Annotated in this window: 9 protein-coding genes; 3 read left to right on the top strand and 6 right to left on the bottom strand. The window is 61.4% G+C overall.

The window, feature by feature from the left end:
- Window positions 1-68: 68 nt before the first annotated feature.
- Entirely contained in the window at window positions 69-2,192 is a 2,124-nt protein-coding gene (locus GJ700_RS09700; RefSeq protein ID WP_154373086.1) for a TonB-dependent receptor plug domain-containing protein, read from the top strand.
- A gap of 34 nt (window positions 2,193-2,226) precedes the next feature.
- Here the strand turns inward: GJ700_RS09700 and GJ700_RS09695 are convergent, their stop codons facing one another.
- The 5 genes from GJ700_RS09695 to leuC all read right to left on the bottom strand — a co-directional run bounded on the left by GJ700_RS09695 (window position 2,227) and on the right by leuC (window position 10,538).
- Complete coding sequence (locus GJ700_RS09695) at window positions 2,227-3,195, bottom strand: IS1595 family transposase (RefSeq protein WP_154373084.1); 969 nt, start codon at window positions 3,193-3,195, stop codon at window positions 2,227-2,229.
- A 363-nt stretch (window positions 3,196-3,558) separates the two neighbouring features.
- Window positions 3,559-6,201, bottom strand: coding sequence for an ATP-binding protein (locus GJ700_RS36255; protein ID WP_154373082.1), 2,643 nt, complete (start codon window positions 6,199-6,201; stop codon window positions 3,559-3,561).
- Window position 6,202: 1 nt separating this feature from the next.
- Complete coding sequence (locus tag GJ700_RS09685; protein ID WP_229506902.1) at window positions 6,203-7,795, bottom strand: ABC transporter substrate-binding protein; 1,593 nt, start codon at window positions 7,793-7,795, stop codon at window positions 6,203-6,205.
- A gap of 666 nt (window positions 7,796-8,461) precedes the next feature.
- A complete protein-coding gene (gene leuD / locus GJ700_RS09675; RefSeq protein WP_154373080.1) occupies window positions 8,462-9,130 on the bottom strand; it encodes a 3-isopropylmalate dehydratase small subunit in 669 nt (222 codons plus the stop codon).
- Window positions 9,123-10,538: a 3-isopropylmalate dehydratase large subunit gene (gene leuC, locus GJ700_RS09670; RefSeq protein ID WP_154373078.1), complete on the bottom strand. Its 1,416-nt coding sequence runs from the start codon at window positions 10,536-10,538 to the stop codon at window positions 9,123-9,125. The genes leuD and leuC overlap by 8 nt, the downstream gene beginning before the upstream one ends.
- Window positions 10,539-10,656: 118 nt before the next feature.
- Between leuC and GJ700_RS09665 the strand changes: the two genes are divergently transcribed.
- The gene (locus tag GJ700_RS09665; protein WP_154373076.1) at window positions 10,657-11,562 is read left to right on the top strand and encodes a LysR family transcriptional regulator; all 906 of its coding nucleotides are present in this window, start codon (window positions 10,657-10,659) and stop codon (window positions 11,560-11,562) included.
- A 4-nt stretch (window positions 11,563-11,566) separates the two neighbouring features.
- Here the strand turns inward: GJ700_RS09665 and GJ700_RS09660 are convergent, their stop codons facing one another.
- Window positions 11,567-12,529 (bottom strand): LysR family transcriptional regulator, encoded by a 963-nt coding sequence (locus GJ700_RS09660; RefSeq protein ID WP_154373074.1) that lies wholly within the window; start codon window positions 12,527-12,529, stop codon window positions 11,567-11,569.
- Between the two features lie 119 nt (window positions 12,530-12,648).
- Here GJ700_RS09660 and GJ700_RS09655 point away from each other — a divergent pair, with 119 nt between their 5' ends.
- The gene (locus tag GJ700_RS09655; protein WP_371867896.1) at window positions 12,649-13,815 is read left to right on the top strand and encodes a mandelate racemase/muconate lactonizing enzyme family protein; all 1,167 of its coding nucleotides are present in this window, start codon (window positions 12,649-12,651) and stop codon (window positions 13,813-13,815) included.
- Window positions 13,816-13,823: the final 8 nt, after the last annotated feature.

Genomic DNA, 13,823 nt, shown 5'->3' with positions numbered 1-13,823 from the left:
CCTGTTCAGCTTTTGAAATTATTTCTATTCTGCTAGAGTGGCACTTTTTACAACTTGGATGGACCATCTTGAAATCGAGTCAATTCGTGCTTGCAGCCTCCACTTTTGCCTGCGCTGCGGCATATGCCCATGGCGAAGGTGCGGAGCAAACCGCGCCGGCGATCGTGGAGATTACGGGCAGTGCGGCAAATCGTGACGCGCGCCGCGATGACACCGCCGGCAAGATCGTCATCAACCGCGAAGAAATCGTCCGCTATGGCGACACGAATGTACTCGACACCCTCAAGCGACTGCCCGGCGTCACCGTCAACGGCGGTGTGGCGCAGTTGCGCGGCCTGGGCGCGGGGTACACGCAGATCCTGCTCAACGGGGAACGCGCCCCGGCCGGTTTCAGCCTGGACAGCCTGTCGCCTGAATCCATCGAACGCATTGAAATCGCGCGCGCGGCAACCGCCGACAGCAGCACGAATGCCATTGCCGGCACCATCAACATCATCTTGAAGCGCGCAACGCCGCAGGGACAGCGCGAGTGGAAAGCTGGCCTGGGCCATTCAAGCGGCATGGCGGAAGGCAAAGCCAGCCTGAATATGTCTGACCGCGATGGCAAATTTTCCTATTCGCTGTCGGCCAATGCTTCGCGCAACACGTTCCGCCGCCCCGTCACCACCACCGAATCGGGGCGCGACCGCACCGGCGCCTCGCTGTTCATGCATGCGTTGCGCGGTGGCGACTTTGGCAGCTTCAATGCCTTCAATCTCGGCCCGCGCCTGAATTGGCAACTGGACAACGGGGACATGCTGAGCTGGCAATCGTTCATTTATGCCAATCGCCTGCACTATGGCTCTCCCTACGTGACCGACTATCTGTCCGGCGCGCATGTGATCGATCCGCTCAACGACAGCACCACCTATTCGACCCGCCTGAACGGGCGCACCGACTTGAACTGGATCCGCAAGCTGGGCAACAGCGCCAAGCTCGATGCCCGCATCGGCCTGGACGCCGCCAATTACGCCACGGAACTGGGGCAGCGTTCCACCAGCGCCGCCGGCGCCGCCAGCCAGGACCGCTTCGTCGACGGCCTGTCGCGCGACCGTGCCATACGCAGCACCGGCAAATACACCGGCCAGTCGGATGGTGGCCATGCATTCGGCCTCGGCTGGGAAGCAAGCGTTGGGCGCAATACCAGCGACCGCAACCAGTTCGACTTCAGCGCTCCCGCCACGCCGGAACGCTACCACGCCGACCTGTCCCGTCTCGCCCTGTATGCCCAGGATGAATGGGCGATCGACTCCCAGTGGTCGATTTACCTGGGTGGGCGCTGGGAGGGAATCCACACCACCATCGGCGGCTCCAGTCTCGCCGATATCGCCAACCGCAGCAGTGTTTTCAGTCCCATCATGCATGGCCTGTACAAGTTCCCGGGCAACAGCGGCAGCCAGCTGCGCCTGGCGCTGACGCGCACCTACAAGGCGCCGGATGCGACCCAGCTGGTGCCGCGGCGTGTAACGACCATCAATAACAGCGCCTCCAATCCCGACACGATCGGCAATCCCGGCTTGCGGCCGGAGCTGGCAACCGGCCTCGATGCCGCGTATGAATACTACTGGGCCAAGGGGGCCTTGCTGTCGATGTCGGTGGCGGTGCGGCATATCGACAACGTGACGGTGCAACAATTGAGCGAGTCGGCCGGACGCTGGCTGATCCGCCCGGAAAACGCCGGGCGCGCCGACGTGCGCAACATCGAGCTGGAATCGCGCTTTCCGCTGCAAACGGTATGGGCGCAAGGGCCCGCCATGGATGTACGGCTTTCGCTCAGCCGCAACTGGTCGACCGTGCGGGCCGTGCCGGGACCGGATAACCGCTTGGCCGAACAGATCCCGCTGTCCGGGACCGCCGGCGTCGATTACAAGTTCAGCACCTGGACCATGGGCGGCACCTACACCTTCAACAGCGCGCGCCGGGTACAGGTCAGCAGTACGCAGTCAAGCTATGCTTCGGTGCGGCGCGACATGGAACTGTATGGCTTATGGAAGGTCAACCAGACCAGCCAGTTGCGCCTGAGCGTGTGGAATTTCCTGCATCAGGACTGGGTAACGGACCGCACGTATACCAGTGCGCAGGGCACCCGCAACACCCATTCCGTGCAACCCGGCAAAGTTTGGGTGCGTGCCATGTGGGAGGCGCGCTTTTAAGCGCGGCCGTACGGACGACGTTCAATAATTTTGGCTATGTCCCCGCAAACCGTGGAAAGTGTCCAATTGCCGCTTTAAGCAGACATTCCGGCGTATCGATGCGATGTGCATCAAGGATGCAGCGCCAGCCCAGGTAGTTCGGCAGGTAGCGCGTGGCGACGCCGTGGAAACGGTGCAGCCACGCGCGGAAACGGCTGTGGTAGGCGTTGACGTTTTGCAAATGCAGCGCGCCGCGCGTGCGCGCACCGGCGCGCAGGTTGACCGCTTCATGGGTGATCCCGCTCTCGCGGGCAAAGGCGCGGTAGGCGGCGTTGGCATCGGTCACCAGCAGGATGTCGGGATCGAGCGCGGGCCGCAGGCACTGGTGCAAGGCGGTGCGGGTGAGCGCGCCGCACCCGGTGACGAAGTCGAGCGTGCGGCCATTGCGGTCGCGCGCCACCAGGATGCACACCTGCTCATGTGAAATGCCGCGCCGGCGTGCGTGCCCGCCCCGGCGGCGCGGCGGCCGGTCCAGGTGGCGCGATCCTTTCTGCGATTCCAGCAAGAACATTTCGTCGGCCTCGGCAATGCCATGCAGCAGCGGTGCGCGGTCGGTGCGGGGCAGCGCCAGGAAGCGGTGGCGCCAGCGGAACGTGGTATTGCGGTGCACGCCGAGGCGGCTGGCGGCATGGCGCAGCGAGTGCGACGCCAGCATGCCGTCGAGGTAGGCCAGCCAGCGTTCCTTATAGTGGAGCCGGGCCAGCGGCGTGCCGGTCAGCGTATTGAAGGTTTTACCACACGTGCGGCAGCGGTAGCGCTGCAGGCCGCTTTCGCGGCCATGCCGGTACCAGCGGGTGCCGGCGCAGCGCGGACAGCACAGTTTTTCCTGCGCCGCCTGGTCCAGCAGCCGGCCCACGTGCTGCCTGGCGTCGGCCTGCCCCAGCCGCACCTGCAGCTGGGTGCATTGCCGCGAAGTCAGTAACGCCAGTTGCGCCAGCAGCGATGCGAATGCCTGCGTTTCCATGATCTGTCTCCAGTCCCGGGATGATATTGCTTGGACCGGGAGCGGAAAGCAGAGTTCCACGAAGTTTGCAGACAGCGCCATAATTTTCGTACTAATTGAGGGAAGCGGGTCAATGCCAACGGCCAGGCCCGTCGCATGGCAGGCGCGCCTCCCAAAAGGTTCTGCAGGCTGCCCCAACCATTCGCATATGACTTGATCGGCATCAAATCGCTTCTGTAACCCAATGTATTCAGGTTTCCGATGGCATCGGAACCATCAAAATCGAAAACGCCATGCCATTATGGCTAACAAAATCACAACACAAAATACCATATGCTGCGCGCCGTGCGCCCTTGGGCCGCGTTGATGCCGCATCGCGCCATCTCACGACACGTCCTTGCGGTCGACGTAACGCTTGACGAAATTGAGGATGGCTTTCGATTGATATCCTTTTGCCAATACACGCACGTGCTCGGCAAACGGCCGATAGTGCTCGTCGAGATCGTCCAGTCGGTTGGCCCAGTTCAGAAGGTCCCCCATGTTGCCCAGCCGCGCCAGTCGATACAAGACCTCGATCTGTTCGGCCGGCGGCGGCACCAGATCGCCAGCTTCCAGCTTGTCCGGCGCCGCATTCGCGCGAATCGTTTCGTAGGTCAGGGTCAATTGCAACAGGGAAGCGATCTGCGCCACCAGGCGGTCGAATTCGATCGGCTTGGGTAGAAACGCATTCACGCCTGCGATCATGCTGCTGTCCTCGTCTTGGCGCATCGCACTGGCGGAAATCGCAATGATCGGCACCGTCCTGAAACCCGGCAGCTCGCGCAAGCGGCTGGTGACTTCCAGCCCCCCCATCACCGGCATGACGATGTCCATCAGGATCAGGTCCAGCCGCAGGGCCTTTGCCATTTCCAGACACTCCGCCCCGTTTGACGCCTCGATCGTCTCGAAGCCGAGCGAACTCAGCATCTCTCTGGCGACAGCCCGATTCTCCGCAACATCATCCACCACCAGGATTCTTCTGCGCGGCCCCTCATAACCCGACACGCGCGGGGCCTGTGACATGTCGGGTCGCGCGGCGGCCACCGGCAGCTCCAATTCGAACCAGAACGTGCTGCCCTGGCCTGGGCGGCTGTCAACGTGAATGTCGCCGCCCATCAAGCGCACTAACTGCTGGCTGATCGACAGTCCCAGGCCAGTCCCGCCAAGCCGCCGCAAGGATTCGCCGGCCTGTTCGAACGGCATGAAAATGGCCGCCATCTGATGCTCGGCAATGCCGATGCCTGTGTCCTGCACCTCGAAACGGAACTGGCCCGCGCTCGACATCTTCACGCTCAGCAACACCTTGCCCCGGTCGGTAAACTTGACCGCGTTGGAGAGGAGATTGAGCAGCACCTGGCGCAATCGCCTCTCGTCGGCCTGCACCCACACGGGCAGGTCCGGCGCGATCTGACAGCTGAACGCCAATCCCTTCTGCACTGCCCGGACGTCGATGATCTCGGCGATGACTTGCAGGAAGCGGATGAACTGCATGTCCATCATGTACAGTTCCAGCTTGCCAGCTTCGATCTTGGCGCAATCGAGAATATCGTTAATCAGCGTCAGCAGGTGTTCACCGCTTTGCTGGATCACGGTCAGTCCGGTCAATTCATGTTCACTCAAGGCCTTGTTTTGCAACAGGACCTGCGCGTAACCGAGAATGCCGTTCAAGGGTGTGCGCAACTCATGGCTCATGTTGGCGAGAAACTCGCTCTTGGCACGGTTGGCGGCCTCGGCGGCATCCCTGGCACGCTGCGCTTCCGCAAACACCGCTTCGAGATGCTCGATGGTTTCGACCAGGCGCTTGGTCATGATGTTGATGCTGATTCCGAGCACGCCGATCTCGTCGCGTGACTCGACCTCGGCGCGCGTGGAAAGATTGCCGGCTGCGACCTGCTGGGCCACCTCGGTCAGCCGGTGTACCGGATCGACAATGCTGTGCCGGAACAGATAGGCCAGCGCGACGCTGAAAACAACGGCAAGCATCCCGCCGGCCGCCGTTTGCAGGCGCGCATCCGATAGGCTGTTGCGCGCCCGTGCGAGATCGGTTTGCAATTGCACCTGTTGGCGCTGGGTGATCTTATTGAGCAGGCCGAGCAGAATTTCCGCCTGCGGCGTGACCTGGGTACGGAACAGATACAGATCCTCATAGGCATGCTCGCCGTGGAGTATGCCTATGATTTGCAAGGCCAGCTCCGTGACTTTCGCCCGATCGCGGGAAATTATGTCGAGCTTGCTCCGCTGTTCGTCCGACAGCAGCGCGCGCTTGCCGGACAGGGTATTCCAGAGCGCTGAATTGGTCCCCAATTGCGGTCCGTAGGCCAGCTCGAAATTGAGTTCTCCCGACGCGCCGTAGGCCATCAGGTTGGTCGCCATCGCATCGAACGAGGTCTGGAATCCCAGTAGGTCGGCCAGCAATTCCCGGCTCTCGGGCTGCATGCCGCGCGCTTTCTGGATGCTGATCATGGAATCGATCTCATCGAGAATCCGTATCCGTATTTCCTGGATGTCAACCCTGGCAATGCGCAAGGCCGGCCGGTTCTTGAGCGGATTGTCGTGCAATTCGAACAGATGGGGCGGCAGCTTGGCCCAGCGTGCATAGCTGGTAGTGAGTTCGACGACCCACTTCGCCTCTTCCTCGGGCCAGTTGCGGGACATCGCCTGCAAGGACGCCAGGCGCTCTTCGAAGGCATGCCGGGCCACTTGGAATTCCTCGATGTCGACCGGGTCGGACAACACCAGATAGCCGCGCAGATGCAGCTGCATTCTCAGCAGGCCAGCCTGTGCCTGCGCCGACGTCAGTGACGCCGGCGCGCGCACCGCTTCGACAAGATTGATGTCTTCGGTGGCGTTGCGCCCCGCAACGAAGACGAGTGTCGCAACCAGCAGCGTGACGATGGCCAGCGCACCGAATCCGAACGTCAGCTTGCGGCCGATACTGAACGACTTCAGATAGAGAATGAGCGGAGTGAAGAATTCCCCGGCTCGCACGCTACTGTCCCAGCGATGCACGATAGGATTGCCGCTGCCGCTCGCGTCCGCGGCGGATCGTGATCTCTTCGAAATCGACGGCGGTTGCCTTCAGTGCCGCCTCCGGACTTAATTGGCCGGCGACCGCTTCCGCCAGGTGCAGGTCGAGCGCCTGCCAGTAGCTGTAGGCGCCGGGAATGCGCAGATAGGGAAACTGAAGCTTGTTGGTGAACGTTGCGAAATACGCCTTCGAATAGTCGCGTACGTCGGCCTCGTCCCAGCCGGCTTTCAGATAGGTTTCCATCTGTCCGGTGCCCTCGGGCGGCAGGAAATGAAAAGTTCTCCCGGCATCAATACCGTCCCAGCCGCGCGCCGCATACACCTGCGATTTTTCCCGGGTCGCCATCAGGGCGAACAGGTAATAGGTCGCCGCCGGCACTTTCGATTGCTTCGAGATGACGCCAGCCCACGAGCCGCCGGTGGTATTGCCGATCAGGTTGGGCTGCGCCGTCTTGACCCACTTGTGCTGCGCGATGCTGTAGTACTCGCGCGTACCGGGCAGCACCGCGGAACCGATCTTGCCCTTGACCTTGCTGCCGCCTTCCTGCGCCAGCGCGCCAAGATCGCCCCAAGTGAAAGCAAGCGCCGCGCGGCCGGCCAGAAAGTGGTCCCAGCTCTTTCCCAGATCCCAGTTGAGCATCTCTTTGGGTCCGAACTGGACCAGATCGACCAGCGCCGTGAGAGCCCGCACATGGCCCGGACTCTCGATCAGCGGCTTCATCGTCTGTGGATCGAACCAGTACAGCCGAGGATTGTCCGGCCCGATCACGAAGGGCGCCGAGAACGACATGAAATGAAACATGCCCTGCGCTCCCACCTTCAGATGCATGCTCAGCCCATGATCCGGCACGCCGTCGCCATTGAGATCCTTGCCGTTGAAATACGCGGCCACATCCCGGAACTGCGCCCAGGTCTTCGGCACATCGAGCGCGTAGCCGTACTTTTGGCGGAACGCCGCCTGATGCTGTGCATCGGCCAGCAGATCGCGCCGGTAATACATGACCTGGCCGTCGTGATCGTTGGCCACCATGTATTTCTTGCCGCCATACGACAGCAGGCTGCGCGGCGCCGGCAATACGTCGTCGATGTTCCATTTCGGAAAGCGCGGATCGCCGTAGTACTTGTCGTAGGAAAGCAGAAAGCCCCCGTCCGCCAGCTCGCCCAGCCACCAGGCGGCGGCGTATGCCGCATCGTACTTGCCGCCGAGGTTGGTCAGATCGGAAATGAAATTCGGATACAGCTCTTCGTGCGCAAGTTGAACCAGGTTGAGCTTGGCGCCGGTGGCCGCCTCGAATTCCTCCTTCAACTCGTCGATCGCGCCGCCTTTCTGCCTCTTTCCCTGCAGCACCGTGACGGTCTGGCCGGCGAATGGACAGTGGCCGGGTTTGCATGGCTGCAAGACCCGGGGCGGAGCGATTTCCCCGGTCTTCACGGCCGTTGCTTCATACAGTTGCCGTTTCTGCTTCGCTTCCTCGGCCGCAAACGTCATCGAAACCGAGCATAGCGCAATCAGGATTGCCAGTCGCCTTAGCTTCCTATTCATGTTCCGGTCCATAGTTCATGTCCCAGCCGCGCGGACCACGCTCGCACTGCATTTTATTTTGGAAGGTGAAACGGGCCGCAGGTCTTTGCATCGATACAGGGAGCGGCTGGGCCATTCAGCGCTGCAAGGATCTCCCTGCGCCGTTAAGGATTTCTCTAAAAAAGCACTGCCTCGCCTGACGGTACATTCAAAATACCCGGATGGCAATACCTTGGTCGCTTGCGGATACTGTCTTCATACCCCACCGGCGTCGGAAGCAACAAACGACGTAATGACGGTTCAGGGTTTTACGGGGTGTTGACCTTGGCCTCAACGAATGATCTGCAGGAGATGACAAAATATCAATGCATTCTATTACGGAAATCGGTGACCCCGACGGGAATGTTTCAACCACGCCTTCGCATTATTCCACCATCCTGACCAGCAGCCTGCCATAAAGCCGGCAGTTGCCGTAACAGGTCTGGAAACGCCAACTGCACGGTATCCCATACAACGTCGAGGTTGATGCCAAAAAAGCCGTGGGCGATGCGGTCGCATCCCGCGCATGCCGCGCCACGGTACTTCCGGGTGCGCAAGTGTAAATTCTTTCGAAGGCAAATCTGCCGGCGTCAGCAGGTCAACGTGGATGCCAAGCAAGGATTCCAGTTCATCTTGCAATCCAGCAAGTGGAGGCATGACTCACATAAATGGGCTTCTCAGAAACCAGGGCCGTTTCAGCCGCGCTTTGGTCGCGTAGGCGACCTCTTTCAGCCACGGACGCTGTTCCCAGTGGCGCTGCCGGAATGCCGTGATCTGGCTGGCCATCGCCAAGGTGGCGCCAATCTGGTCCAGCTCTTCCATAAACATGTGGCGGTGACGTTCCGACATGGAAAACGGGGCCGACACGCTGTGGCTGGTCACAGTCATGGTTTGCACATCGATCGTGACCTTGCTGGTCTGCGGGTTGCCAACATCGGCCATGATTTGCTGTACCACCTCTTCCGGCAGCATCACCAGCAACAGGCGATTATTCATCGCGTTACTGTAGAAAATCTCGCCATAGCTCGACGCGATGACGGCGCGGATGCCATATTGCTGCAATCCCCACACCGCATGCTCGCGGCTGGAACCACAACCGAAATTGCTGCCGGCGACCAGGATCGCCGTGTCGTGATAAGCCGGCTGGTTCAGCACGAATTCGGGCCGCAGCTGGTGGCCGGCATCGTAGCGCAAGTCGTACAGCAAGCCTTTGTCGAGTCCTGCCTTGTCGATGCCGCGCAAGAATTGCTTCGGCATGATCTGGTCCGTGTCCAGGTTGGGCGTCAGCAACGGCGCCGCGATACCTTCGAAGTGAATCGTGTCAGTCATGGTTTGCTCCCAGTTTGCGTACGTCGGTGATGCGGCCGGTGATGGCGGCGGCGGCGGCCATAGCAGGACTCATCAAATGCGTGATGCCGGCGCGGCCCTGGCGGCCTTCGAAATTGCGGTTGGTGGTCGAGGCGCAGCGTTCGCCCGGCGCCAGGAAGTCGTCGTTCATGGCCAGGCACATCGAACACCCCGGTTGGCGCCATTCGAAGCCGCTCTCCATCAGGATTTGCGCGATGCCCTCCTGCTCGGCCTGCCTGCGCACGAGGCCCGATCCTGGCACCACCATGGCGCGCACGCCCTCGGCGATCTTGTGGCCCTTGGCGATGGCCGCGACGGCCCGCAAGTCTTCGATCCGGGCGTTGGTGCACGAACCAATAAAGACCCGCTGGATCGGGATGCCTTCCACCGGCATGCCCCCGGACAGGCCGGTGTAGTGCAGTGCGCGCTCGGCTGCCGCGCGCGCGGTCGCATCCGGATCATCGGCTGGTACCGGAATCGACGCATTGACCGGCACCGCCTGGTCGGGGCTGGTGCCCCAGGTGACAAATGGCGCCACATCGGCCGCATCGAACACGTATTCAGCGTCGAAGCGCGCGCCGGCATCGCTGCGCAATTGCGCCCAGTCGGCCAGCGCGGCGTCGTGCCACGCTGCGCCGATCTCCGGCGCATGGGACAGCACATAGGCGATCGCCTTGCTGTCCGGCGCGATCAGCGCGCCGCGCGCGCCCGCCTCCACCGCCATATTGCACAAGGTCATGCGCGCTTCCATACTCAGCGCATCGATGGCATCACCATGGAATTCCACCGCATAGCCACGCGCGCCCTGGGCGCCGATGCGGCTGATGATGGACATGATCAAATCCTTGGCAGTGGTCCCGGCAGGCAGGACGCCGTCGACGCGAATACGCATGCTCTGCGCCAGCCGGTAGACCAGCGTCTGCGTCGCCAGCACGTGTTCCACCTCGGATGTGCCGATGCCGAATCCCAAGGCGCCAAACGCGCCATAGGTCGTGGTATGGCTGTCGCCGCACAGCACCACCATGCCGGGACGGATCATGCCCAGTTCCGGGGCGATCACGTGCTCGATGCCTTGCAGCGCATCGTTGGTGTCGAACATCACGATGCCGTGCTCACGGCAATTCTTCGCCAGGTTGGTGGCCTGCAGCGCCGATGACGGATCCTGGATCACGCGGAAAGTGACCGGGTGCGTGGGAATGATGTGGTCGACCACCGACATCTGCTGGCCCGGTACGGCCACCGGGCGCCCCATGTCGCGCAAGCCGGCGAAGGCTTGCGGACTGGTGTATTCGTTCATGATATGCAGGTCGACGTACAGCAACACGTTCTGCGCGTCGAGTTGCGCCACCGTGTGCGACTCGACCAGTTTTTGATACAGCGTTTTTCCCATGATTCCTCCAATGACGGCCTAATGCGTTGGCGTGCATCGCCAATGGAGGAAAGTTTAATCATTACGTAGCAACATATAATGCATAATATCTTTTTCTGTTATTAAGTTTAAGTGAATAATGGACCGCATCGCCGACTTGGAATTTTTTATCCATCTGGTCAAGCAGGGCTCGCTGGCGGCGCTGGCCAGGGAAATGCACGTCACCCCGCCGGCCATCACGGCGCGCCTGGCGCAACTGGAAAAACGACTTGGCGTGCGCCTGCTGAACCGCACCACGCGGCGCATCAGCGTTACCCATGAAGGCGAAATTTACCTGGCCACTGGTGAGCGCCTTCTGGTGGAGCTGCAAGAGCTGGAGCAGACGGTCTCCAGCAGCCGCGCCGTGCCGAAGGGGCTGCTGCGCGTCAATGCCACGTTTGGTTTCGGGCGGCGCCATATCGCACCCGCCATTTGCGCCTTCGCGCGGCGCTATCCGCTGGTGGAAGTCCAACTGGAACTAACCGACCGCGCCATCAACCTGGCCGACAAGGCTTATGACATCGGCATCTGGTTCGGTTCCGTGCCGGACTCGCGGCTGGTGGCGCGCCGTATCGCAGGCAACCACCGGCTGCTGTGCGCAGCGCCCGCTTACCTGCGGCAGGCCGGCACGCCGCAATCGCCGCGCGACTTGTCGACGCACCAATGCATCGTGCTGCGGGAAAGCGATTCCGTGTTCGGCACCTGGCATTTCACGCGCGGCAGCAAGCAAGAGACTGTCAAAGTGCGCGGTGCGCTCAGCACCAACGATGGCGAGACCGGCGTGCAGTGGGCGCTGGAAGGATTTGGCATCCTGATGCGCTCTGAATGGGATGTGCGTGCGCACCTGGATGCCGGGCGCCTGGTGCCGGTATTGGACGACTGGGACTTACCGGGTGCGGACATCTTTGCCGTGTACCCGGAGCGCGCCAATTTGTCGGCCAAGGTGGGCGCGTTTATCGACTTTCTGACGCAGTGGTTCGCGCAGCAGGCAAGATGGGAAAACTGAATGGTCAATCCAGCGGCGCGCCAGCCCGGGCTTTGCGCTCGCGGCCCTTGGCGCGGCTCCCCTGCGCTCCTTGGGCGCCCTGGAACTGCTCCACCAGGAAATCAATGAATGCCCGCGCACGGATGGTCTGGTTGCGCCGGCTCGGATAGTAGACAAACAAATCCGCGCTGGGCAAGGTAAATTCGGGCAACACGATCTTCAGCCTGCCACTATCGAGGTATTTGGCCAAATCCCATTCAGACCGGATCAGGATGCCATGGCCATCGAGCGCCCAGCCGAGCACGATGTCGCCATCATTGCTGGACAACATGCCGTGCACCTTCACCACTTCGCTGTGATCAAGATGGTTGAAACGCCAGATGCCATACGCATCGTCGTTTTGCCGGTGGATGATGCAGCGGTGATGGGACAGGTCAGCCAGGCTTCGCGGCGTTCCGTGGCGTTCCAGGTACGCCGGCGATGCGCACAGGAATCGCCGGTTCGACATGATGCGGCGCGCGTTCAGGCGCTTGTCCGGCAGCGCGCCGAAGCGGATCGCAAGGTCAAAGCCGCTTTCCACCAGATCGATCGGCCGGTCGGTCACTTCCATCTGCACTTCGATGTCCGGATAGCGCAGCGAAAAGGCTGACACCAGCGGCGCAATCGTGGTACGGCCGAAACCCAGCGTGGTATTGACCCGCAACAGCCCGCGCGGCGTGGCGCGGCCCAGCGAAACGGCATCCTCCATCTCCTTGATCTCCGCCAGGATGCGCGTGGCGTGGCGCAAATAAGTTTCGCCCTCGCTGGTCAGACTGACGCTGCGCGTGGTCCGGTTCAGCAGCCGTACGCCCAGCCGCGCCTCCAGCCCCGCCAGGCGCTTGGTGGCGGCGGGCGGCGTCAGGTCCAGCGCGCGCGCCGCCGCGGCCAGGCTGCCATGGCGCGCCACCAGCACAAAGAACTGCATATCGGAGGTGGACTCATTCTTCATATTTGTTCATTTCTTAATTCACTTTGAGGAAATTATAGTCCGCATTTCCGGGATTAACCTACGGCTTTCTCACCACCCATTCGCATCCTGAGCATGCGATTTCCCTAAGGAGACTAATCGTGAAGATCGTAGAAATCCGTGAAAAAACCGTCCCCATCAGCTCGCCGATCCGCAATGCATACATTGACTTCAGCAAGATGACCCTGAGCCTGGTGGCCGTTGTGACCGATGTGATCCGCGACGGCAAACCCGTGATCGGTTACGGCTTTAATTCCAACGGCCGCTACGGCCAGGGCAAGCTGATGCGCGAGCGCTTCATTCCCCGCATCCTGGAAGCCGATCCCGCGTCGCTGGTCGACGATGCCGGCACCAACCTGGATCCGCACAAGATCTGGAACTGCATGTTCACCAATGAAAAACCTGGCGGCCATGGCGAGCGCTCGGTAGCAATCGGCACCATCGACATGGCGATTTGGGACGCCGTGGCGAAAATCGAAGGCAAGCCCCTGTTCCAGCTGCTGGCGGACCGCTATGGCAACGGCAAGCCGGACCGCAAGATCTTTGTCTATGCGGCAGGCGGCTACTACTATCCCGGCCAGGACCATGAAAAGCTGAAGGATGAGATGCGCAGCTACATCGACCGCGGCTACACGGTGGTGAAGAAGAAAATTGGCGGTGCGTCGCTGGACGAAGACTTGCGCCGCATCGACAGCATCCTGTCGGTCTTGCAGGATGGCCAGAAGCTGGCGGTCGACGCCAACGGCCGCTTCGACCTCGATACCGCCGTCCAATATGCGAAAGCGCTGTCGCAGTACGATTTGTTCTGGTACGAAGAACCAGGTGATCCTCTGGACTTCGAGTTGCAGGCCACCTTGCGCAACTACTACAAGAATCCGATGGCGACCGGTGAAGACTTGTTCTCGATGCAGGATGCCCGCAACCTGATCCGTTACGGCGGCATGCGCGCTGACCGCGATTATCTGCAATTCGACTGCGCGCTGTCGTACGGTCTGGTGGAGTACCTGCGCACGCTCGACATGCTGCGCGAACATGGCTGGTCGCCAAGCCGCTGCATCCCGCACGGCGGCCACCAGATGTCGCTGAACATCGCCGCAGGCCTGGGCCTGGGCGGCAACGAATCGTACCCAGACCTGTTCCAACCGTACGGCGGATTCCCCGATGGCGTCAAGGTCGACAACGGCTACATCACGATGCCGGACCTGCCTGGCATCGGCTTCGAAGGCAAGGCGGACTTGTACGCCGAAATGCAAAAACTGGCGGCCTGACAGCCGCG

Origin of the sequence: Pseudoduganella rivuli (genome assembly GCF_009674485.1) — a bacterium.
GTDB lineage: Bacteria > Pseudomonadota > Gammaproteobacteria > Burkholderiales > Burkholderiaceae_D > Rugamonas > Rugamonas rivuli_B.
Note: the sequence above shows the minus strand (reverse complement) of the source record. Positions and strands in the feature narration are given on the sequence as shown.

What these genes read in the sequence shown, in the direction of transcription:
- GJ700_RS09665 (WP_154373076.1), top strand. Translation starts at nt 10,657, where the DNA reads ATGGACCGCATCGCCGACTTGGAATTTTTTATCCATCTGGTCAAGCAG.
- GJ700_RS09685 (WP_229506902.1), bottom strand. Translation starts at nt 7,795, where the DNA reads ATGGACCGGAACATGAATAGGAAGCTAAGGCGACTGGCAATCCTGATT.
- GJ700_RS09695 (WP_154373084.1), bottom strand. Translation starts at nt 3,195, where the DNA reads ATGGAAACGCAGGCATTCGCATCGCTGCTGGCGCAACTGGCGTTACTG.
- GJ700_RS09660 (WP_154373074.1), bottom strand. Translation starts at nt 12,529, where the DNA reads ATGAAGAATGAGTCCACCTCCGATATGCAGTTCTTTGTGCTGGTGGCG.
- leuD (WP_154373080.1), bottom strand. Translation starts at nt 9,130, where the DNA reads ATGACTGACACGATTCACTTCGAAGGTATCGCGGCGCCGTTGCTGACG.
- leuC (WP_154373078.1), bottom strand. Translation starts at nt 10,538, where the DNA reads ATGGGAAAAACGCTGTATCAAAAACTGGTCGAGTCGCACACGGTGGCG.